This is a genomic window from Burkholderiales bacterium, assembly GCA_035560005.1.
GTDB lineage: Bacteria > Pseudomonadota > Gammaproteobacteria > Burkholderiales > Eutrophovitaceae > DASRFY01.
In genome coordinates, this window is record DATMAN010000071.1 from 87840 (window position 1) to 109350 (window position 21511).

Annotated in this window: 19 protein-coding genes; 3 read left to right on the plus strand and 16 right to left on the minus strand. The window is 65.8% G+C overall.

Translation table 11 applies throughout. The features are described 5' to 3' along the window. Positions 1-25: 25 nt before the first annotated feature. Positions 26-730, minus strand: a complete 705-nt coding sequence (gene ispD / locus VNM24_11155) for a 2-C-methyl-D-erythritol 4-phosphate cytidylyltransferase (GenBank protein HWQ39143.1) — start codon at positions 728-730, stop codon at positions 26-28. Between the two features lie 92 nt (positions 731-822). On the opposite strand from ispD, the gene mfd reads away from it, so the two are divergent. Next, positions 823-4221, plus strand: a complete 3399-nt coding sequence (gene mfd / locus VNM24_11160) for a transcription-repair coupling factor (GenBank protein ID HWQ39144.1) — start codon at positions 823-825, stop codon at positions 4219-4221. Positions 4222-4225: 4 nt separating this feature from the next. Here the strand turns inward: mfd and VNM24_11165 are convergent, their stop codons facing one another. After that, entirely contained in the window at positions 4226-7870 is a 3645-nt protein-coding gene (locus VNM24_11165; protein HWQ39145.1) for a patatin-like phospholipase family protein, read from the minus strand. 352 nt (positions 7871-8222) lie between these two features. Between VNM24_11165 and VNM24_11170 the strand changes: the two genes are divergently transcribed. Next, positions 8223-8549 (plus strand): PepSY domain-containing protein, encoded by a 327-nt coding sequence (locus tag VNM24_11170; protein ID HWQ39146.1) that lies wholly within the window; start codon positions 8223-8225, stop codon positions 8547-8549. Between the two features lie 22 nt (positions 8550-8571). Here VNM24_11170 and VNM24_11175 read toward each other — a convergent pair whose 3' ends face one another. The 13 genes from VNM24_11175 to VNM24_11235 form a co-directional block, all read right to left on the minus strand. Then, entirely contained in the window at positions 8572-8946 is a 375-nt protein-coding gene (locus VNM24_11175) for an SET domain-containing protein-lysine N-methyltransferase (GenBank protein HWQ39147.1), read from the minus strand. A 12-nt stretch (positions 8947-8958) separates the two neighbouring features. Continuing rightward, on the minus strand, positions 8959-9279 hold the full coding sequence (locus VNM24_11180) for a non-heme iron oxygenase ferredoxin subunit (protein HWQ39148.1): 321 nt from the start codon (positions 9277-9279) through the stop codon (positions 8959-8961). Between the two features lie 159 nt (positions 9280-9438). After that, complete coding sequence (locus VNM24_11185) at positions 9439-10008, minus strand: NifU family protein (protein HWQ39149.1); 570 nt, start codon at positions 10006-10008, stop codon at positions 9439-9441. A 143-nt stretch (positions 10009-10151) separates the two neighbouring features. Beyond that, complete coding sequence (locus VNM24_11190; GenBank protein HWQ39150.1) at positions 10152-10625, minus strand: SUF system NifU family Fe-S cluster assembly protein; 474 nt, start codon at positions 10623-10625, stop codon at positions 10152-10154. Between the two features lie 7 nt (positions 10626-10632). Then, positions 10633-11886 (minus strand): cysteine desulfurase, encoded by a 1254-nt coding sequence (locus VNM24_11195; protein ID HWQ39151.1) that lies wholly within the window; start codon positions 11884-11886, stop codon positions 10633-10635. Further along, entirely contained in the window at positions 11883-13175 is a 1293-nt protein-coding gene (gene sufD / locus VNM24_11200) for a Fe-S cluster assembly protein SufD (GenBank protein HWQ39152.1), read from the minus strand. Before sufD ends, VNM24_11195 begins: the two co-directional genes overlap by 4 nt. A gap of 2 nt (positions 13176-13177) precedes the next feature. Further along, positions 13178-13963 carry a Fe-S cluster assembly ATPase SufC gene (sufC, locus tag VNM24_11205; GenBank protein ID HWQ39153.1) on the minus strand — a complete coding sequence of 262 codons (786 nt, stop codon included), beginning with the start codon at positions 13961-13963 and terminating at the stop codon, positions 13178-13180. Next, the gene (sufB, locus tag VNM24_11210; protein HWQ39154.1) at positions 13960-15390 is read right to left on the minus strand and encodes a Fe-S cluster assembly protein SufB; all 1431 of its coding nucleotides are present in this window, start codon (positions 15388-15390) and stop codon (positions 13960-13962) included. The genes sufC and sufB overlap by 4 nt, the downstream gene beginning before the upstream one ends. A 27-nt stretch (positions 15391-15417) precedes the next feature. Next, the gene (locus tag VNM24_11215; GenBank protein ID HWQ39155.1) at positions 15418-15741 is read right to left on the minus strand and encodes an iron-sulfur cluster assembly accessory protein; all 324 of its coding nucleotides are present in this window, start codon (positions 15739-15741) and stop codon (positions 15418-15420) included. Positions 15742-15751: 10 nt separating this feature from the next. Then, positions 15752-16900 carry a cysteine desulfurase family protein gene (locus tag VNM24_11220; GenBank protein ID HWQ39156.1) on the minus strand — a complete coding sequence of 383 codons (1149 nt, stop codon included), beginning with the start codon at positions 16898-16900 and terminating at the stop codon, positions 15752-15754. Between the two features lie 4 nt (positions 16901-16904). Then, positions 16905-17387 carry a Fe-S cluster assembly transcriptional regulator IscR gene (gene iscR / locus VNM24_11225; GenBank protein ID HWQ39157.1) on the minus strand — a complete coding sequence of 161 codons (483 nt, stop codon included), beginning with the start codon at positions 17385-17387 and terminating at the stop codon, positions 16905-16907. An 86-nt stretch (positions 17388-17473) separates the two neighbouring features. Next, entirely contained in the window at positions 17474-18220 is a 747-nt protein-coding gene (gene cysE / locus VNM24_11230; protein ID HWQ39158.1) for a serine O-acetyltransferase, read from the minus strand. Positions 18221-18262: 42 nt separating this feature from the next. Continuing rightward, a complete protein-coding gene (locus tag VNM24_11235; protein ID HWQ39159.1) occupies positions 18263-18988 on the minus strand; it encodes an RNA methyltransferase in 726 nt (241 codons plus the stop codon). 42 nt (positions 18989-19030) lie between these two features. On the opposite strand from VNM24_11235, the gene VNM24_11240 reads away from it, so the two are divergent. Further along, positions 19031-19828 (plus strand): inositol monophosphatase family protein, encoded by a 798-nt coding sequence (locus tag VNM24_11240; GenBank protein ID HWQ39160.1) that lies wholly within the window; start codon positions 19031-19033, stop codon positions 19826-19828. A 374-nt stretch (positions 19829-20202) separates the two neighbouring features. Here VNM24_11240 and VNM24_11245 read toward each other — a convergent pair. After that, positions 20203-21511, minus strand: a 1309-nt coding sequence (locus tag VNM24_11245; protein ID HWQ39161.1) for an HlyD family type I secretion periplasmic adaptor subunit, incomplete at its 5' end; no start/stop codon positions are given.

Here is a 21511-nt window from a genome sequence, read left to right on the forward strand (position 1 = left end):
CGATGCGACTCCGTGTCTGCCTGCTTCAGCCGCTCTTGCGTTGCCGGCTGGAGAGGATCGCTTCGGCGAGCTGCAGATCGTCGGGAAACGTCACCTTCAGATTTGCGACGCTCGATTCCACCAGCAGCGGCCGCAACCCAAGTTGCTCGACGGCACTGGCTTCGTCGGTCACGCGCCCCAGGTCCGCGGCCGCCAACGCTCGCTGCAACAGCGCGCAGCGGAACATCTGCGGAGTCTGCGCCTGCCACAACCGCTCGCGCGACTCGGTGGTGGCCACGCGCGCCTGGGCGTCGGCGCGCTTGAGGGTCTCCGCCACGCGAGTCGCGAGCAGTCCACCGACCGGATCGTTGTCCACCGTGGCGATGAGCCGTTCCAGCAGCAGCGGCGTCAGGCACGGACGTGCCGCGTCGTGAACCAGCACCCAGTCCTGCCCGTCGATCTCCGGGGCCAGGGCTTGAAGCCCGTTGGCGACCGAGCGCGCGCGGGTGTCTGCGCCCGTCTTTCTCGCTCGCAGCCGCGCGCCAAACAAAGCCCAGTCGTAGCGCTCGAACCATTCATCGTCCGGAGACAGCACGACCTGCACCGACTCGATCCGGGGATGCGAGAAGAGCGCCTCGATGCTCCAGGCGAGCATCGGCCGGCCGAGGAGCGGCAGGTACTGCTTCGGCCGGGAATCGCCCATGCGCAACCCGGTACCGGCGGCCGGGATGAGCGCGACGCAGCGGGACATACTGCTCCAGCGAGAAGGCGGGCGCTATTATCCGGGCGCGGGCGCGCGGCCGGCAACTACCCGGTCCTCTATAATCTGGCGCCCTTCGCATCATGGCATTGACGGCATCTCTTCCCGCCCCGGCCGGTCGCGTGCGTGTCTCCGCCCCGGCCGGCTCGGCGGATTCACTGCTGATCGCGCGGCTCGCCCGCGCGGCGCGGCCGCTGCTGGTCGTGACCGAGGACGCCCAGGAAGCGCAGCGCCTGCTGGAAGAAGTGCGCTTCTTCGCGGCGGATCTGCGGGTGCATCTGTTTCCCGACTGGGAAACGCTGCCTTACGACGCCTTTTCTCCGCACCAGGATCTGGTGTCGGAACGGCTCGAGACGCTGTATCGCCTCACCCGCAACGAATGCGACGTCATCGTCGTGCCGGTCACGACGATGCTCTACCGCCTCCCCCCGACCGCCTACCTGGCGGCCTATACGTTCCTGCTCAAGCGCGGCGACCGGCTGCCGCCGGCCGAACTGTCGCGGCAGTTGACCCTGGCAGGCTACAGCCACGTCAGCCAGGTGGTCAGTCCCGGCGAATACAGCATGCGGGGCGGAATGATCGATCTGTTTCCGATGGGCAGTGCGCTGCCCTATCGCATCGAGCTGTTCGACGAGGAGATCGACAGCCTGCGCGCCTTCGATGCGGATACCCAGCGCAGCATCTACAAGGTCAACGAAGTGCGGCTGTTGCCGGCGCGCGAATTCCCCACCGACGAGCAGGCCAGGACCCGGTTCCGCAGCCGGTTTCGCGAAGCGATCGAGGGCGATCCGACCCGTAGCCGCATCTACAAGGACATTTCGCAGGGCGGCTTGCCGGCGGGCGTCGAGTACTACCTGCCGCTGTTCTTCGATCAGACGGCAACGCTCGCCGACTATCTGCCCGAAAGGGCCGCGGTGCTGCTGCACGGGGACTTGCCATCGGCGATTCGGAAATTCTGGACGGACACCGAAGCGCGCTACCGGCTGCTGTCCGGCGATCCGGATCGCCCCCTGCTGCCTCCGGGTGCGTTGTTCCTGCGCGAGGAGGAGTTCTTCGGGGCCATCAAGCCCTTCGCGCGCCACGAGATGACGCGGCCGGGCGCAGGTCACGCGGCCGGCGCGCTGCCCCCGGTTGCGGTGGACCGCCGCGCCGCCCAGCCGGTGGGCGCGCTCAAGCGCTTCGTGGAATCGTTTCCCGGACGGGTGTTGCTGCTGGCGGACAGCCCGGGCCGGCGCGAAACGTTGTTCGGTTTGCTGACCGAATATGGCGTTCATCCGAGCCCGGCGCAGGATTGGGCCGGTTTCCTGTCCGGCGAAGGCCGCTTCGCGCTCGGGGTCGCACCAGTCCACTCGGGCTTCATCGACGAGGAGGCCGGCCTCGCTGTCATCACGGAAGGCGAGTTGTATCCCGCGCAGGTGCGCGCCCGCGCCCAGCGCGAGCGCCGCGTCTGCGCCGAGAACATGCTGCGCGACCTGTCGGAGGTGCGCGTCGGCGACCCGGTGGTGCACGTCGAGCACGGCATCGGCCGCTACCGGGGACTCGCCACGATGGATCTGGGCGAGGGACCCAACGAATTCCTGACGATCGAATACGAAGGCGGCGACAAGCTCTATGTCCCCGTTGCGCAGCTGGCGATGGTCGGCCGCTACAGTGGCGCCGCACCCGAGGCTGCGCCCTTGCACCGCCTGGGCAGCGGACAGTGGGAAAAAGCCAAGCGCCGCGCCGCGCAGCAGGTGCGCGACACCGCCGCGGAGCTGCTCGCCCTGTACGCGCAACGCGCCGCGCGCACCGGGCACGCATTCGGTGTCAAGCCGCACGACTACGAGGCGTTCCGGGCCGGCTTCCCGTTCCAGGAAACGCCCGACCAGGCCGCGGCCATCGAGGCGACGCTCAATGATCTGCGCTCGGGCAAGCCGATGGACCGCCTGATCTGCGGCGATGTCGGATTCGGCAAGACCGAGGTGGCCCTGCGCGCCGCGTTCGTGGCCGTGGCCGACGGAAAGCAGGTGGCGGTGCTGGTGCCTACCACGCTGCTGGCGGAGCAGCATTTCCAGACCTTTTCCGATCGCTTCGCCGAATGGCCGGTGAAGATCGTCGAGCTGTCGCGCTTTCGTTCGGCGAAGGACACCGCGGCCGCCCTGCGGGGGCTGGCCGAAGGACGCGTCGACATCGCCATCGGCACCCACCGGCTGCTGCAGCGGGACGTGAAGTTCAAGGACCTCGGACTGGTCATCGTCGACGAAGAACACCGCTTCGGAGTGCGCCAGAAGGAGCGTTTGAAGGCGCTGCGCGCCGAAGTCGACGTGCTCACGCTCACCGCCACTCCGATTCCGCGCACGCTGGCGATGGCCCTGGAAGGACTGCGCGACTTCTCGGTCATCGCCACCGCCCCGCAGCGGCGCATGGCGATCAAGACGTTCGTCTCCCCGTTCAGCGACGGGCTGATCCGCGAGGCGGTGCTGCGCGAGCTGAAGCGCGGCGGGCAGATCTACTTCCTGCACAACGAGATCGAAACCATCCACCGCATGGAGGAACGGCTCACCCGCCTGGTGCCGGAAGCGCGGCTACGCGTGGCCCATGGGCAGATGGCGGAGCGCGAGCTGGAGCACGCGATGCGCGACTTCTATCAGCAGCGCTACAACCTCCTGCTGTGCACGACCATCATCGAAACCGGGATCGACATTCCGACCGCCAACACCATCATCATCAACCGCGCCGACAAGTTCGGCCTGGCGCAGCTGCACCAGTTGCGCGGGCGAGTCGGACGTTCGCACCACCAGGCCTATGCCTATCTGCTGACACCGGATGAAGAAGCGCTGCGCGGCCAGGCGCGCAAGCGGCTGGAGGCGATCCAGATGATGGAAGAGCTGGGCTCGGGCTTCTACCTCGCGATGCACGACCTGGAAATACGCGGCGCCGGCGAGGTGCTCGGAGAATCGCAGAGCGGCGAGATGCAGGAAATCGGTTTCGCGCTCTATGCCGAGATGCTCAACGCCGCGGTGCGCGCGCTGAAAAGCGGCCGCGAGCCGCACCTCGCCGGGCCGCTGGATTCGGGCACCGAGATCAACCTGCATACCCCGGCGTTGCTGCCGGAGAGCTACTGCGCCAACGTGCACCAGCGCTTGATCGTCTACAAGCGGCTGGCCAACTGCCGCACCCCGGAAGAACTGGAAGCGATGCAGGAGGAGATCATCGACCGCTTCGGTCCGATGCCGGACCCCGTGAAGCACCTGATCGAGACGCACCGACTGCGCATCGCCGCTGCGCCGCTGGGCATTTCACGCATCGACGCCGGCCCGGACGCGATCGTGCTGCAGTTCGTGCCCGAGCCGCCGATCGACCCGGCCCGGATCATTCAGCTGGTGCAGAACCTGAAAGGGGCGCGCTTTGCCGGTCCCGACCGCGTGCGCGTGGAAGCACGCTGCGAAGAGGTACACGCGCGTGCGGCCCGCGTGCGCGAGCTGCTCCGGCCGCTGCAGTAACCCGCTACGCCGTCCCGCTCGCCGCGGCGGTTTCCCTCACAACCGAGTTCAATATCCGCTCGATCTCGCCCTTCTGCGGAAAGTCGCGATCGAGCGCGCTGCCCGCCAGACGCAGCGCGGCATCTCCCACCAGCGCGCGCATCGCGCGCCGCGCCAGTCCCATGCGCCGCACGTGATCCTGGATGCGGAAGAAGGTCAGGCGGTGTTCCTTTCCCGCGGCGCCCTGCACCTCGCGCGCCGCGGCGAGCCCGAACGTGTAGACCAGCAGCGGGCCGTGGTCTCCACGATGCGGCGGGAAGGACGGCGAGACTTCCTGGCTGAGCTGCAGCAGCAGCAGCTTGTCGCCGGGCTCGAGGTAATCCTTCACCATGGCCGCTTCGACGAAATTGATCTCGTTGCGCTTTTCCAGTTCGTCGAGCCACGATGCGACGGTGGCCTGAGGCCGCGGAACATCCAGCGCGGCCACCGCGACCTTGCCCGGCCCGAGATCCAGCCTGCGTTCGCACCAGCGCTGGAAGCGCGCGCCGTACATGCCGCAGCAGATCGAGAACGTGACCATGAACATGGCCGACCACGACCAGTGCTTGAACAGGTTCATCCAGCCGCGGTTGTCCGGATGCTCCCACTCTTCCTCGAGGTTGAGGTCAAGATAGACCTCCTCCATGACCTGCAGCATGCTGGTGCACAGATAGAAGCCGGAGCGCAGGCTCTCGTAGTCCTTCGGCAGGCCGAGCCACACCGGCTCGGCGCCCGGCCGGCCCGCGGCGAGCCGCGGCCACTCGGGCGACAGCTGCGCATCCATGAAGCGCAGTTTCTGGTCCGTGCGCAGCGCCTGCTCGATGAACCTGAGCCGGTCGCCGTGGCGCGTGAAAGCGGCCGCTGCGCGGCCCGGCGGATGCCAGCGCTCCTTCAGCTTGACGAAGATCCCCTCGAGATCGCGATCACGCACCCCGATCGCCACGCCTGCATCGGCCCTCAACTCTTCGCGCTCGCCCACCGATTCCAGGATTGCGGACATCACGTGCAGACCGAGCTTGCGATAGCTCTCGAACTGTGACTCGGCGAACCATTGGTCGGCGGTGCTCTCGTGCGGGAACTGCGCGTGGGACGCCGCATATTGCGCGATGTCGGCAGGCTCGTTTCCCGTGAGGGAAGGCTTCACGTAGAGCAGCAGCCCGGTGCGCGGCTCTTTTCCGTTGTCCGGGTAGCGGATCTCGCCGACCGTGCAATGAAACCGGCTGCGCCGGGTCTGCGGATCGGGAACCAGCGCGCGGGTGTCGATCGCGATTTCCACCCCCAGGTCCACCGCGCACTTGCGCACCGCGTTGCCGAGATCCTCGAATCGGAAGTCGCGGTCCTGCCCGGCGTCCACGGCGAGAATGAAACGGCAGCGCCGCCGCACCAGCTCGTAGATGCCGAGGTTTTCGAAGTGCCCGCCGTCGCTCAGATAGACGAAGGGTCGCGATTCGTCGGTCAGTGCGAACAGCTCGCGCAGCAGCCAGAGAATGCCGAACCGCGGGCCCTTGCGCGCCCAATGCCCACGCGAGGCCGAGTTCTGCATCCACCAGCCCAGCCGGACGTTGAATACCGTGAGCAGAAAGGCGGTCGCAGTGGCTGTGTGATGGCCCATGTTCGGGCTCGCGGCCGCTCCCGATATGGTGAGCGCGGTGCCCAGTCCGAGCCATCCACCCGGGGATTGCGGATCGCCATCGACGGGCTTGAGGTACTGCGCCGTGCACTGATACCGGCCCTGGGCGGCCGCCGCGCGCGGTTCGAGGTCATAACCGCAGTACAAGGGCGCGATGACGAACGAGGCGGCCTTGCGTTCCTGCCAGGCGAGATTGTTGGACCGTGTCAGGTTGAGCGCGGTGTTGATGAGGTGATATGGCCTCTGCCCGGCAAGATCGCTGACCCTCGGGGAGTCGGCCGGGTCGAAACCCGTGAACGGATGCGCTCTGCGGCCGCCCGCCCCTTCACTGGTCGCGCCGAGATAGCAGCGCACGAGGCGGTTGCGGTAGAACATGTGCAACGAGAACACGTTGACGTCCACTGTCCACGACAGCCCGAACACCACGGCCAGCAGCACCGTCAGAATCCCGAGCAGCGCAGGTAGCCGGTCGGCATCGATCACCGACAGCGTGGCGCGCGCGTAGGGGCCGAAGCTCGCGTGCAGCTCGAACGCATCCGCGCCCCCCACGGCAAGTGCGCGTAGCGTTCCGTGCAGCAGATACGACACGGCCAACAGGAGGCCCAGCACGAACACATAGGGTGCGAGGTTTGCGATCCACTCCAGAGTGCGCTTGCCCTCCTTCCCGCTGGTGAGCCGACTGCGCCCCGCCAGTACGCCGGCCGCAGTGGAAAGGATCCAGGCCGCGCCGGCTTCGGCCGCCCAACCCTGCAGCCAACCGAGCAGGAAGGGGCCATAGACGGCTGCGCACGCGACCGCCAGCCAGGCAGCCGTGACTCCGAGCATCCATCCGCCCAGCCGCGACCACCACTCGCGCGTTTCCTCGGAGAACGTCCGACCGACGATGCCGACGAACAGGATGGTGGCGAGGCCGAATGCGACCAGGGCGCCGGGCATCGACCAGACGGTCGCATGTAACACCGCGGTCGGCCGAGTTGCGCCGTCCGCCAGCACGGCGCCTATCGCCCACAGTCCGAGCAGGCCGACCACCACGGCGAGTGTCACGCCGAGCAGAATGCGCAACCAGTCCGCCGGACCGTAGTAGTACCGGGCGGGCCTGTTTGCAGCGCCGGGTTTGCCAAGAGTGCGCAGTGCTTCCCGGACTGCGCTGCCCACCGAGGATAGCGTTCCGCCGGCGGTCCATTTGTGCATGAGCCAGGCCGCGACCTGCAAACCGATGCTCAGCGCGAGTGCCGGCACGAAATAGCGCGCCAGAAATTCGCCGACGCTCACTGCATCCCGTCGCGCCGCCGCGAGACCGAGGGTGGCGGCGGCCACGATCAGGGGAACGACCACCAGCCAGAAGATGCTTTTGCGCGACTGATAGAACCGAACCTTCTCGCGCGCCACGTCGCTGTGATAGAGATTCAGGTTGATGACGAACAGCGCGACCGCGAAGGCGAGCACGCCCACCGCCAGCCACTGAAGTTGCGCATGCGTGAGCACCCAGGCGGCGAGCAGCGGAAGCATCAGCGCCGCGCCGACCAGGGCCACGATCTGAAAGAGGTTCAGGAGCAGGTTGCGCACGTAGGTCGCGGCGCCGGCCAGTGTATCGGTGCTGAACAGACCCAGGCGCGGCGTCAGGTAGTTGCTGAACCGACGCAACCAGCTCAGTTGAGTCGGCTCCGGGCTGTCCTGATCGGCGCTCGCCGCCAGCGCCTTCTCCACGCTGCGCACGTCGCGGTTGGCGCGCAGAATCCAGGCCGACAACCAGCTCCCGATGTACCCGCCGCCGGACACGGTGGACAGGTAGTCGACCCGTCTCAACAGCCGGGCACGCGCGAGCGCCTGCAGGACCCCGAGATTGAACGTGGCACTGCGGATGCCGCCGCCCGAGAAGGCCAGCCCGAACAGGTCGTGCGCGACGTTCTTCGCGCCGGTGCCGGATGCCGCGCGCGCTTCCTCGATGAGCTGGACTTCGGCCTGCCTGACCTCGTCGAAGCTGAACGCCTCTCGATTCATGTCTCGCTCCGTTGCCTTCGGTCCGAGCCAGAGGTCGGGTCGCCTCGATCGCTGCGTGCCGCTACGCTGTCGCGCGATCGCGCTGCACCGCTCGCCGAGCGGACTTGCGCCGCCCCGGGCTCAACCTCACGGCTTGTTGTGGTTATGGCACAGCGTGGCTGAAAGTCAAATCTGCCAGAACGACAGGTTTGATCCGGCCATCGGCTCCGTGCTCCGTAATCGTATCTGACTTAAGCCGCCCTTAAGTTTCGCGCTGTACTTTGGCGGCTCGTGCCGCCGCGCCAATGTCATCGAGTGGACATTGCATTCGGTTGCAGGACGACGGCTTGTCAACGCCCAACGGAGGTTCGCCATGAGACACAACGCTCCTTTCAAACACCCGCTGCTCGCCGGGCTGATGCTGACCGCGGTTCTTGCGGGAAGTCCGGCAGCCGCCGACGACGACATGGCGCAGATGCAGGCCCTTGCCCGCACGGCCAACCTGATCCCGCCAGAGAAGGCGATCGAGAAGGCACTGGCCGCCAAGCCGGGCATCGTGATCGATGCCGACATCGACCGCAAGCTCTCGGGGCTGTACTACGAGATCGAAGTGGTCGATGCGCAGGGCGTCGAATGGGAAATCGACATCGATGCAAAGACCGGAGAAACGCGCCGTGTGAAGCGCGACTGGTTCGACTGAGCGCGCCTTGCGCGCGAAGCTCTTACGGACGCCGGCCTTCCAGCGCTTCGTAGTCCACGGTGAGTTCTTCGCCGACCGCGATGTCGCGCGCCGCGACATCCACGCCGTAGCGGTCGCGCGCGTGATCGGTGCGCAGGTTTGGTTCGTCGCTGTGATTGATGAACCGCGCGTCGTCGCAACACAGGATGTAGCGCTTCAGACGCCGATCGATATAGCCGTAGCGGAGCAGTTGCTCGCGCAGGCGCGGCGGCTGGCGCTCGAGCACGCCCGGATCGAGGTCGAGATCGAAACCGGGGGTGAAGCGCCAGACCTCGGCTCCCTTCGGGATGAACTCCGCGGCGAAGACGCCCAGCCCGTGGATCGGGCTGCGATCGACCCTTACCCGGACGAGCAGCATGGAGGGCAACGCCTAGTCCCAGCGCGCATCGCGCACATAGACCTTGCCGTCCTCCACTTTCACCGGGAACGTTGCGACCGGCTCCCATGCCGGAGGCGCGAGCACCTCGCCGGTTCTGATGGAAAAGCGCGCGCCGTGGCGCGGGCAGATGATCTGGTCGCCCTCGATCGGCGCGCCGGTCAGCACGGTCCCGTCATGGGTGCACACGTCCTCGATCGCGTGGAACTCCCCGTCGAGGTTGAAGACCGCGACCAGCGTGCCGTCCAGATCCACCGTTTCCCAGCCGCTCGGCGGGATGTCGGCGGCGTTGGCAACGAATCTCCACTCTGACATCGGATAAGACCTGTATCAAAAGCGAAACACCAAGCCACGAAGAGCAACGAGAACACGCAGTGGAGAAAACAACCGCATGTGCGGGTCGCGTAACGCACCGCCAGCCATGCGTTCCGAACACCTCGACCCAGCTTCGTGTTTCGCTCTTCCGGCTCTGGACTATACGGCGACGACTTCGAGCTCGGGATCGATGCGGCGCACCAGACTCTCGATGCCCGCCAAGGTACCGGAGATCGAACTCGGGCAGCTGCCGCACGCGCCCTGGTAGTGGACCTTCAGCGTATTGCCCTCCAGACCCACCACGTACAGGTCGCCTCCGTCGCCTTGCAGGTAGGGCCGCACCTCTTCGTCGAGTAGCTCGTTGATCTGCTCGAGCTTGGCGCGCTCGGTCGCTGACAGCTCGGATTCGTCCTGCACCAGCCACGCAGCCGCTCGCGCGAACTCCTCGGATTGCTTCTGCGCCGCGGGTGCCTGCCGGATCGGCTCTGCGACCTGACGCATCAGGTCCTTCCAGTCCGCCTGGCCGTCCTGCGTGACCGTGATCCAGTTATCGACGTAGAACACATTCGTGACGTGCGGAATGGCGAAGAGTTGCGCAGCGAGCGGATCGTCCTTCGCCTGCTCGGGGCTCTCGAACGACTTCGCCACGCCGTAGGTCAGCGGCTCCTTCAGCACGAATTTGCGCGCGTTCGGATTCGGCGTCCACTCGAGGTCTGCGATCTTGGGCATGCCGGTCCAGTCCGCTCAGCCGCTGCAACACCCAGACACGGAGGGTCTGGCAAACGAGGCCGGATCGATGCCACACCAGCTTTCCGCGTGCTTCGAGATGTCTTTCATCTCCTCGTGCCTCGCGCTCGGGTTATCTGCGTGGTTCACCCTGCACCGCCGACCGGATCGGCATCACCTTCGGTGGAGACGGTGGCCTGTGCATTGAAGGCGGCGTGCAGCGTGTGCCAGGGCAGGATCGCGCACTTGACGCGTGACGGCAGGTCCTTGATTCCGGAGAACACGGTCAGTCGCCCCAGATGGTGAGGAGCCCCCGCTTCCAGCTTTCCCGTCGCCATGTCGCGGAACTGCTGCACCAGCCGTTCGGCCTCGTCGACTGTCTTGCCCTTGACGTTGGTGGTCATCATCGAAGCGGACGCCTTGCAGATCGCGCAGCCCTCGCCTTCGAAGGCGATGTCGCTCACCAGCCCATTGGAGACGTTGAGGGTGAGCCAGATATGGTCGCCGCACAGCGGGTTCAGGCCTTCGGCCTTGTGGCTGGGGGCGGGCAGTCTCCCCCAGTTGCGCGGCTTGCGGTTGTGATCGAGGATGACCTCCTGATAGAGCAACTTGCTGTCCATGGTGCCCCTATGCACCGAAGATCTGCTGCACGCGGCGGATGCCCGCAACCAGTTGGTCCACCTCCTCGAAGGTGTTGTAGAGATAGAACGACGCGCGCACCGTAGCCGGAAGCCGGTAGCGCTGCATGACCGGCTGCGCGCAATGGTGTCCGGTGCGCACCGCCACGCCCTCCTCGTTGAGCAGCGTCCCCACGTCGTGCGGATGAACTCCCTCGACCACGAAGGAGAGCACGCCGGCCTTGTGCTTGGCCATGCCGATGATGCGCACGCCTCTCAGCGCGCCGAGCTGTTCGGTCGCGTACTGCAGAAGCACGTGTTCGTGCGCCGCGATGCGCTCCATCCCGATCGTCTCCAGGTATTCGACGGTCGTCCCCAGGCCGATCGCTGCGGCGATCGGGGGTGTCCCGGCCTCGAACTTGTACGGCAGGGCGTTGTAGAGGGTCTTGTCGAAAGACACCGACAGGATCATGTCGCCGCCGCCTTCGTACGGCTGCATCTTCTCCAGCCACCCTGCCTTGCCGTAGAGGATGCCGATCCCGGTCGGGCCGCACATCTTGTGGCCGGAGAAGGCGTAGAAATCGCAGTCCAGATCACGCACGTCCACCTTCATGTGCGGCGCGGCCTGCGCGCCGTCGATCAGCACCGGCACCCCGCGCGCGTGAGCCAGAACGATCATCTCCTTGACCGGGTTGATCGTGCCCAGGGCATTCGAGACGTGGGTCACGGCCACCAGCCGGGTCCGGGGGCCGAACAGTCTCTCGTACTCGTCGAGCAGCAGTTCGCCGGCGTCGTTGATCGGTACCACTTTGATTCGGGCGCCTTTCTCCTCGCACAGCATCTGCCAGGGCACGATGTTGGAGTGGTGCTCGAGGTGCGAGAGGATGATCTCGTCGCCCGCACCGATGAAGGCGCGTCCGAAACCGTGTGCCACGAGATTGATGCCGTTGGTCGTGCCGCGGGTGAAGATCACCTCGCGGTCTTCCGCCGCGTTGATGAAGCGCCGCACGGCGCTGCGCGCGCCCTCGTAGGCAGCGGTCGCGGTCTCCGAAAGGTAGTGCACGCCGCGGTGGATGTTGGCGTGCTCGGCGCTCTGATAGCGCACCAGGCGCTCGATGACCTGCCTGGGCATCTGGCTGCTCGCCGCGTTGTCCAGATAGGCGAGCGGCTTACCCTTGACCTTCACCGCCAGGATGGGAAAGTCGGCGCGGATCTGCTCCACGTCCAGCAGCTCCGGTTTTCTGGCTGGGAGAACAGCGCTCATTGTCTGTCCTGTATCCGTCCGAGAATGGTGCGTTCGATCGCGCGCACGACCGAGGGCACCGGGATGCGCTCGACCACGTCGGCGGCGAACGCGTAGGTCAGCAGGTTGCGCGCAGCCGCCTCCGACAGGCCCCGGCTCTTCAGATAGAACATTTCGTCGGCATCCAGCCGGCCGACCGTGGCACCGTGTGCGCATTTGACGTCGTCGGCAAAGATCTCCAGTTGCGGCTTCGCGTCCACCTGTGCGCGCGGACTGAGCAGCAGATTGCGGCTGTGCTGGGCGGAATCGGTCTGCTGCGCGCGCGGGCGGACGAAGATCTTGCCGTTGAACACCGCGTGCGCCGCGCCGCCCACCACCGTCTTGTGCAGCTGCCGGCTGCGGCCGCGGCCGGACGCGTGATCGATCGTGGAGTGTGTGTCGGCGAGCTGCCGCCCGCCGATCAACGCCAGTCCGTCGATCTCGCAGTCGACCGCCTCGCCTTCCTGGACAACGCTGAGCGTATGGCGCGAGATGTGCGCGCCGAGCGACACCGAACAATCGCGCAGCCGGGCCTCCCGCGCCAGGCGCACCGAAGTATTGGCGATGTGGAACGCGGTGTCGGCCTCGCGCTGGATCCTGACGTGCCGCACCTCGGCGCCGGCATCCGCCACGATCTCGGCCACGGCATTGGTAAGGTAGCCGATGCCGCCGATTGCCACAAAGTCCTCCACGATCGTGCAGGCGGCGCCTTGCCGCGCGACCACCAGCAGGCGCGGATGCGCGGCTGTCTCCCGGCTGGTGGCCACGTGCAGCACGTGAACCGGCTGCTGAACCTCGCGTGCGGCGCCAATGACCACCACCGCTGCATCCTGGAGGAACGCGGTGTTCACGGCGGTGAACAGGTCCGCGTCGACGCGCGCGACCGTGGCCAGCGCCGACTCGACCGCGTCTGCGCGTCGCTCCAGCGCCTGAGACAGCGATCCGGCGAGCACGTCGGGCTCGATAACGGACCGCGACAACTCGGGGGCGAAGCGCCCGTCGACGAAGACCAGCCGGCTTCCCGCTTCCGGCACTGCGAACAGTTGCAGCGCCGCGGCGTCCGTCTGACCCCCGGTGGCGGGCTGCAAGCGCGCGCGGTACAACGGCGACAGGTCGGTAAATCGCCAGTCCTCGTCCCGAACCGTCGGAACCGACAAGGCAGACGCGCGCTCGAGCGCCTCCGCGCGACGCCGCTTCAGCCAGTCACTCGGTGCGGCCTGCAGCGCGTGGCGCGGCAGCAGCAACGTGTCGAGGAAGGCTTGCTCGCTCATCTTCAGGCCGCTTTCGCTCGGTATTCGCGGGACACCCAGTCGTAGCCGCGGTTTTCCAGCTCGACGGCCAGCGCCTTGTCGCCGGTCTTGATGATGCGCCCGCCATCCATCACGTGCACGTAATCGGGCACGATGTAGTTCAGTAGGCGCTGATAATGCGTGACGAGCACGATGCCGTTGTCCGGCGTGTGCAGCTTGTTCACACCGTTGGCCACGATGCGCAGCGCGTCGATGTCGAGGCCGGAGTCGGTTTCGTCCAGGATGGCGAGCCTGGGTTCGAGGAGCGCCATCTGCAGGATCTCGTTGCGCTTCTTCTCGCCGCCGGAAAATCCGGCATTGACGCTGCGCTCGAGAAAGTCGGGGTTCATCTCCAGCAGTTTCATCTTCTCGCGCACGAAATCGTCGAACTCCAGCGGATCCAGCTCTTCCATGCCGCGCGCGCCCCGCACCGTGTTGTAGGCCAGCCTGAGGAAGGCGCTGTTGGTCACGCCGGGTACCTCGATCGGGTACTGGAACCCCAGGAACAGGCCGGCCCGCGCGCGCTCTTCCGCCGGCAGTTCGAGCAGATTGCGACCCTGGAAAAGAATCTCGCCCGCAGTCACTTCGTAGGCGGGATGCCCGGCGATGGACTTGGCCAGCGTGCTCTTGCCCGAGCCGTTCGGCCCCATGATCGCGTGCACTTCGCCGGCGCGCACGGCGAGGTCCACCCCCTTGAGGATAGTGCGCTCCGCGGCCTTGACGAAAAGGCCGCGGACCTCCAGCAATAGCGGCGCGTTGTCCCTGATCATCCGACGCTTCCTTCCAGCTTGATGCCGAGCAGCTTGGTCGCCTCGACCGCGAACTCCATCGGCAGGTGAATGAACACATCGCGAACGAAGCCGTTGATGATCATCGACACCGCTTCTTCGGTGCCGACGCCGCGGCTGGCGAAATAGAACAGCTGGTCCTCTCCGATCTTCGACGTGCTCGCCTCGTGCTCGACGATCGCCGTGTCGTTGGCGACCTGGATGTAGGGGAAGGTATTGGCGCCGCACTTGTCTCCGATGAGCATCGAATCGCACTGGGAGAAGTTGCGCGCGCCCTGCGCTTTCGGGCCGATCTTCACCAGTCCGCGGTAGCTGTTGTTGGAAAGCCCGGCGGAGATGCCTTTGCTGATGATGCGGCTGCGGGTGTTCTTCCCGATGTGGACCATCTTGGTTCCGGTGTCGGCCTGCTGATGGTGGTTGGTCAGCGCCACCGAATAGAACTCGCCCGCCGATTCGTCGCCCAGCAGAATACAGGACGGGTATTTCCAGGTGATCGCGGACCCGGTCTCGACCTGCGTCCACGAGATCTTGGACCTCGCGCCCCTGCACAGGCCGCGCTTGGTGACGAAGTTGTAGATGCCGCCCTTGCCGTGCTCGTCGCCCGCGTACCAGTTCTGTACGGTCGAGTACTTGATCTCGGCGCGGTCCAGCGCCACCAGCTCCACGACCGCGGCGTGCAGCTGGTTGGTGTCGTACTTGGGCGCCGTACAGCCCTCCAGATACGACACGTAGCTGCCTTCCTCCGCCACGATTAGCGTGCGCTCGAACTGGCCGGATTCCTGCGTGTTGATGCGGAAATAGGTGGAAAGCTCCATCGGACAGCGCACGCCCTTCGGGATGTAGCAGAACGACCCGTCGGAGAACACGGCCGAATTCAGCGCGGCGTAGAAGTTGTCGGTGTAGGGCACCACACTGCCCAGGTACTGCCTGACCAGTTCCGGGTGCTCGCGCACCGCCTCGGAGAACGAGCAGAAGATCACGCCCACATCGGCCAGCTTCTTCTTGTAGGTGGTGGCCACCGACACGCTGTCGAAGATCACGTCCACAGCCACGCCGGCCAGCGCCGCGCGCTCGTTCATCGGCACGCCCAGTCTCTCGAAGGTGCGCAGCAGCTCCGGATCGACTTCGTCCATGCTCTTCTTCTTCGGCTTGGGCGCCGAGTAGTAGACGATGTCCTGGAAGTCGATCTTCGGGTAGCGCACGTTCGCCCAGTTCGGCTCGGTCATCGTCTGCCAGTGGCGGAACGCCTTGAGCCGGAAGTCGAGCAGCCACTCCGGCTCGCCCTTCTTCTGCGAGATGAGGCGGATGATGTCCTCGTTCAGCCCCTTGGGGACGAGGTCCGCTTCGATCTCCGTGCGGAAACCGTGCTTGTACGGCTGATTGACCAGGCTCTGGATGACCGTGCTCATCGTGGGTCCTTCGCGCAGCAATCGCGTCTAGCCGACCGAGAAGCTCTCGCCGCAACCGCAGGTCGCCGTCGCATTCGGATTCGCGATCTTGAAGGATTCGTTCAATCCCTTGCGTTCGAAATCGAGTACCGAACCGTCGAGGTACGGCAGGCTCTTGGCGTCGACCACGACTTTGACCTCATTGGATTCGAACAGCGTGTCCTCGGGTTTGACTTCAGTGGCGTAATCGAAGGTGTACGCGAGCCCGGAGCATCCGACCGTCTTCACGCCCAGGCGCAGACCGACGCCGCCGCCTCTGGCCAGCGCGTTCTTGATGTGTTTTGCCGCTCTTTCGGTAACCGTGATCGCCACCCGTCGCTCCTTACACTGCCACCGCTGTCAGCCGCCGCAGCCCCTTGACCACCGCCGACAGCGCGGAAAGAAAACCGTCGATCTGTTCCTCCGTATTGGTCGCGCCCAGGCTCACGCGCACCGCGCCGCGCGCCAGCTCCGGCTCGATACCCATCGCCAGCAGGGTCGCGCTGGGCTCGGGATTGGCGCTGGAGCACGCCGCCCCGCTGGCGACCGCGAAGCCGGCCTTGTTCAGCTCGATCACCAGTGTCTCGCCGTCGATGTTCTCCAGCGCGAAGTACGTCGTATTCGGGATGCGCGGCGCCACGCACCCGAAGATTACTGCCCCGAGGCGGGCCAAGCCCTCCTCGAGCCGGCCGCGAAGCGTCCGTGTGTGGCGCGCGACCTCGTCCATCCTTCGCATCGCCAGCGCGCACGCCGCGCCAAATCCGACGATGGCCGGTACGTTTTCGGTACCGGAGCGCAGCCCACGTTCGTGTCCGCCGCCCTGAATCAGGGGCTTGAGCGGCAGGCGCTTGTCGATCACCAGCGCGCCCGCCCCCTTGGGCCCGTAGATCTTGTGCGCCGACAGCGTCATTGCGTCCACCCCGAGCCGCGGGAAGTCGATCGCGATCTTGCCGAAAGCCTGTACGGCATCGGTATGCATCCAGGCTCCCGCGACATGCGCCCGCTCGGCGACCCGGACTACCGGCTGGATGACACCGGTCTCGTTGTTCGCCAGCATCACCGACACCAGTCCGGCGGGTTCGGACAGCGCCGCGTCCAGGTCTTCGAAATGCAGAACTCCGTCAGCGCCCACCCGCAGCTTGCGCACCTTCCAGCCGGAGCGAGCCAGGTCCAGGGCCGGTTTCATCACGCACGGGTGTTCGATGGCGGAAACCAGCGCTCGTGTGGGCTTGAGCGCCGCGGCGGCGCCCCGGATAAACAGGTTGTTCGCTTCGGTACCGCCCGACACGAAGATGACCTGCGAGGGCTGAACGTTGACCGCCGCGGCCACCTGCTCCCTCGCATGCTCGACCGCCTTGCGCGCGCGCGTTCCGAACTCGTGGCGGCTGGATGCGTTGCCGTACTCCGCGCGCAGAAACGGCAGCATCGCCTCCAGCACGTGCTCGTCGATCGGCGTGGTCGCGTTGTGGTCGAGGTAAGCGTGCATGGTCATCCGGTCAAGCCGTGACAGGCTCCGGCCGTCGGCGATTGGGGCGATGATCGTGCAGCTCAGCCACGCCCGTTTCGCGCAGGCGCTCCCGATTCTCCGCCACCAGGTCCGCAAGCTTGACGCTGCGCAGGTATTCGAAGATGTGGTTGTTCAGCCGGGTCCACAAGTCGTGCGTGAGGCACTTCTGCTCCTCCTTGCAGTTCTCCTTGCCTCCGCACTGGGTGGCGTCGATTGGCTCGTCCACGGCGAGGATAATGTCCGCGACCGAGATCTGATCGGCCTGCTTTGCGAGGTTGTAACCGCCGCCCGGGCCCCGCACACTGGACACCAGCCCGCCGCGCCGCAGCTTGCCGAACAGCTGCTCCAAGTAGGAAAGCGAAATCTTCTGGCGCTCGCTGATGTCAGCCAGCGTCACCGGGCCCTCGTGATTGTGCATGGCCAGATCGATCATGGCCGTGACTGCAAAACGCCCCTTGGTGGTCAGTCTCATGGCCGCCCCCTATCGAAAATCCTCAAAAACCAGAATGCTGGGTAATTGCCTAGCAACACACTCAAGTTTAGTGAAACTTGACTGATTTAGTCAACTATGCGATTGAGGTAAGCCGCGTCGAACTGGTCGGCGACTGTTCTTGCCTCGTCGACTTTGACACCGAGGCGCTCCAGTTGGGTCAGGATGTATTCGATGCGCTGGTCGACCGCGGCCGAGTGATTGATCAGCCCGTGCAGCGCCTTCACCACCGGGTCATTCATGTCTGCGGTGATTCCGTAGGCCGCGAACTTCCGGGCAGCCGCGTCGCGCGCCGACTTGGCGTTTTCATCGATGACCCGCCCTGGAATGCCGACCACGGTCGCCCCATCGGGCACATCCTTCACCACCACCGCATTGGAGCCCACTTTGGCGCCGTCGCCGACGTGAACCGGACCGAGTATCTTCGCGCCGGCGCCGACCACCACGCCGTTGCCCAGCGTGGGGTGGCGCTTGCCTTTTTGCCAAGAGGTCCCGCCCAGCGTCACGCCCTGGTACAGCGTGCAGTCATCACCGATCTCGGCCGTCTCGCCCACCACGACGCCCATGCCATGGTCAATGAACACACGGCGTCCGATCTTCGCCCCCGGATGGATCTCGATTCCGGTGAGCCAGCGCGACCAGTGCGACAGCCAGCGTGCCAGCCACTTCAGTCCCAGCGTCCACAGGCGATGCGAGGCGCGGTGAAAGAGCACAGCGTGAAAACCGGGGTAACAGGTCACGACCTCCCAGGTCGAGCGCGCCGCCGGATCGCGATCGAAGATCACGCCAATCTCTTCCCGAAGCCGATCGAACATGGAAACCCCTTTTATTACCATGGCTTATGAATTTCGACTATTTTACTCAACTTTCGTCCGGACGGCGTTCAGCAAGCCGATGAGGATGTTCGCCTCCGGCTCCTCGAGCCGCGCCCGGGCAAAGACCCGGCGCAGCCGCCGCATCATCCGTCGCGGTTGCCGGGCGTCGAGGAACCCGACCTGGGCCGCTACATGCTCGAGCTGCGCGTAGAACCGTTCGAGCTGTTCGTGGGTCGCGAGTGCAGCCCCGGCACGTGGCGCATCGGCGCTCGCCGCATGCATGCGCAGCTCGTACGCGAACACCTGAACCGCTTGTGCGAGGTTGAGCGACGGATAAGCCGGATCGGTGCGGATTGTGGCGATGAGCCGGCACTTGTCGACGTCCTGCATCGTGAGCCCGCTTCTTTCCGGCCCGAACACCAGCGCGACCTCGCCATCCTGCGCTTCGAGCACAAGCCGGGCGCACGCCTCGCGGCAGTCCAGCGCTTCGTAGGCCAGGTCGCGGCGCCGCGCGGTCGAGGCCACCGCCAGCACGGTGCCGTGCAGCGCCTGGTCCAGGCTGTCGCAGCGCGCTGCGCTTTCGAGCACGTCCAGGGCTCCAGCGGCGAACGCCTCCGCGTCGGGATGGGGAAAGCGCTCGGGGCGCACCAGAAACAGCCGCGACAGTCCCATCGTCTTCATCGCACGCGCTGCGGCGCCGATGTTGCCGGGATGACTGGTCCTGCAAAGGACGATCCGCACCCGCTGCAGTGCGCAGGCGTTGGTCATCAACTAAAATGCCCGCTTTCGTTCTTTGACATCGCCAGCGAAATGCATCCGATGGTCAACATCGCGGTGCGCGCCGCGCGCCGCGCCGGGAGCATCATCAATCGCGCCGCCGACAACCTCGACGTGCTCACCGTGCGACACAAGTCGCTCAACGACCTGGTTTCGGAAGTGGATCGCGCCGCCGAGGACGCGATCATCGAGACGATCAAGAACGCGTATCCGCAGCACGCGATTCTAGCAGAGGAGAGCGGCGCGACCGGCGACTCGGAATACGTCTGGATCATCGATCCGCTCGACGGCACGACCAACTTTCTTCACGGTCTGCCGATCTACGCGGTATCCATTGCATTGGCCCACAGGGGACAGCTCCAGCACGCAGTCATCTACGATCCCACCCGCAACGATCTCTACACCGCCTCGCGCGGAAGCGGCGCGTTTCTCAACGACCGGCGCCTGCGCGTTTCCAGGCGCGACAAGCTGATCGACGGGCTCATCGGCACCGGCTTTCCGTTCCGCATGTTCGAGTATCTCGATCCCTACATCGCGATGCTGAAGGAGCTGATGACGAAATCGGCCGGCGTGCGCCGCCCGGGCTCCGCGGCGCTCGACCTGGCGGCGGTGGCGGCCGGAAGACTCGACGGCTTTTGGGAGATCGGGCTCTCGCCGTGGGACATGGCGGCCGGCGTGCTCATGATTACCGAGGCCGGCGGCATGGTCAGCGACCTCCAGGGCGGCGACCAATATATGCAGCGCGGCCAGATCGTCGCCGGCAATCCCAAGATCCTCGCCCAGCTCCTGCAGGTCATCCTCCCTCACCTTACCGACAAGCTCAAGAGTTGATGCGCCGAACCACGCAGACACGGAGCGGGGCAGACAAGAAGCAAGTCCGCGAGAACGGCGAGCATGCGGCGAGCGGATGCTTCGTTCTCACGATGCGCACGGCGCTCTGTCGTGCCTTCTCGCTCCGTGGCGGTCCTTCCTCCGTGCGCTGCGTGTGCTCCACGGTTCGAGATGCGGCATAAGCAGACATGGATCTGGCTCAGCACACGCCGATGATGCAGCAGTCCTTTTCCTCTATGAGAAAAACGGCGGGAAAAGCGCGACCTACACTGCGACCTACACCGCAGCGGCGGCACACGCTGCTCAAATCTGGACAAGTGTGGGCGGCTTTAGCAACAGCACGGCATTTCGCAATTAGAGGTGCTGGGCTCCGGCTACATCTCCCTCCCCGCCTCGTGCAGCGTCTTCTGCACCGGCGAGAGCAGGTACTCCATCACGGTGCGTTCGCCGAGGTGGATTTCGGCGGAGACCCCCATCCCCGGATTGAGCCCGAAGCGCCTGCCGTCGCGCTCCAGATACGGCTCGTTGAGCGCGACGAGCGCACGAAAGCCCGAGGGTGGCATGACGTGTTGCTTGGCGTCCTTGCGGTCGCGCTCGCGCGTGTCGGGCAACTCGGCGGCATCAGGGCTGACGTAGTCGACCACGCCTTTCACCATCCCGTACTTCTGGAACGGATAGGCGGCGATCTTGACCTTGACGCTGTGGCCTTCGCGCACCCGGCCTGCGTCCGCGTCGGTGATCCAGACCTCGGCTTTGACCGGCTCGTCCTGGGGAACCAGCGTCAACAAAACGGTGCCGGGCGAGACCACGGTTCCCGAAGTGTGGGTGGCGAGGTCCTTGACGATGCCATCGTGGGGGGCTTTCAGTTCCAGCAGGCCGCGGCGGTACGCCTGCTTGCCGGCTTCCTGCTCGAGCTTAAGGCGTTGCGCGTTGGCCTCGACCTGTTCGTTCTGCAACTGCTGGCGGTAGCTGGAAGCGATCTGGGCAAGGCGCTTGCGGCTTTGCTCGATCGCCGCGCGCGGGCTCTCCACCTGATGGCTCTGGGCTTTGAGTTCCTGTTCCTTTTCGATCCGCTCGCGGGTCTTCTCCAGCACCGCCAGGCGCGAGACAAAGCCGTCGCGGCCGAGCTTCTCGTGCGCCGCCTCCTGCTCGATATAGATCGGCAGGGTCTGCCTGAGCCTCGCTTCGATCTCCTGCGCGGCTCTGAGGTCCTGCTGCGCCCGGGCAAGCACCGCCTGCTCGCCTTCGATCTGGTCCCGATAGGCGCTGCGGTTGGCGCGGTGCTGGGCGGCGACCTGCTGGAAGAGTTCGGGCCGGTCGCCTTTGCGCGGCGCGAAGTCCGTCCCGGAAAGCTCCGCCTGGATCCGCCGCAACTGCAGATGCCGCAGGTGCAGATCGGTCTCCACTGTCGCGACGTCGGCATCCGAGACCTGGGTCGCCATGCGCATCAGCACCTGTCCGGCCTTGACCGCCTCGCCTTCGCGCACCAGGATCTCGTTGACAATCCCGGACTCGGGCGGCTGCACGATCTTCACATAACTCCCCGGCACGAGTTTCCCCTGGGCGACCGCCACGATGTCCACACGGCCGATGCAGGCCCAGCCAAGCAGGATGAAGAAGAGCGCGACTGTCGCGTGGAGCACCGCGCGGGGCAAGGGAGAAGGCGCCTCCTCCCTGGCCCGC

Bases quoted from the DNA above. Each gene is read 5' to 3' on its own strand.
- ispD (HWQ39143.1), bottom strand. From the start codon at position 730: ATGTCCCGCTGCGTCGCGCTCATCCCGGCCGCCGGTACCGGGTTGCGC.
- mfd (HWQ39144.1), top strand. From the start codon at position 823: ATGGCATTGACGGCATCTCTTCCCGCCCCGGCCGGTCGCGTGCGTGTC.
- VNM24_11165 (HWQ39145.1), bottom strand. From the start codon at position 7,870: ATGAATCGAGAGGCGTTCAGCTTCGACGAGGTCAGGCAGGCCGAAGTC.
- VNM24_11170 (HWQ39146.1), top strand. From the start codon at position 8,223: ATGAGACACAACGCTCCTTTCAAACACCCGCTGCTCGCCGGGCTGATG.
- VNM24_11175 (HWQ39147.1), bottom strand. From the start codon at position 8,946: ATGCTGCTCGTCCGGGTAAGGGTCGATCGCAGCCCGATCCACGGGCTG.
- VNM24_11180 (HWQ39148.1), bottom strand. From the start codon at position 9,279: ATGTCAGAGTGGAGATTCGTTGCCAACGCCGCCGACATCCCGCCGAGC.
- VNM24_11185 (HWQ39149.1), bottom strand. From the start codon at position 10,008: ATGCCCAAGATCGCAGACCTCGAGTGGACGCCGAATCCGAACGCGCGC.
- VNM24_11190 (HWQ39150.1), bottom strand. From the start codon at position 10,625: ATGGACAGCAAGTTGCTCTATCAGGAGGTCATCCTCGATCACAACCGC.
- VNM24_11195 (HWQ39151.1), bottom strand. From the start codon at position 11,886: ATGAGCGCTGTTCTCCCAGCCAGAAAACCGGAGCTGCTGGACGTGGAG.
- sufD (HWQ39152.1), bottom strand. From the start codon at position 13,175: ATGAGCGAGCAAGCCTTCCTCGACACGTTGCTGCTGCCGCGCCACGCG.
- sufC (HWQ39153.1), bottom strand. From the start codon at position 13,963: ATGATCAGGGACAACGCGCCGCTATTGCTGGAGGTCCGCGGCCTTTTC.
- sufB (HWQ39154.1), bottom strand. From the start codon at position 15,390: ATGAGCACGGTCATCCAGAGCCTGGTCAATCAGCCGTACAAGCACGGT.
- VNM24_11220 (HWQ39156.1), bottom strand. From the start codon at position 16,900: ATGACCATGCACGCTTACCTCGACCACAACGCGACCACGCCGATCGAC.
- iscR (HWQ39157.1), bottom strand. From the start codon at position 17,387: ATGAGACTGACCACCAAGGGGCGTTTTGCAGTCACGGCCATGATCGAT.
- cysE (HWQ39158.1), bottom strand. From the start codon at position 18,220: ATGTTCGATCGGCTTCGGGAAGAGATTGGCGTGATCTTCGATCGCGAT.
- VNM24_11235 (HWQ39159.1), bottom strand. From the start codon at position 18,988: ATGACCAACGCCTGCGCACTGCAGCGGGTGCGGATCGTCCTTTGCAGG.
- VNM24_11240 (HWQ39160.1), top strand. From the start codon at position 19,031: ATGCATCCGATGGTCAACATCGCGGTGCGCGCCGCGCGCCGCGCCGGG.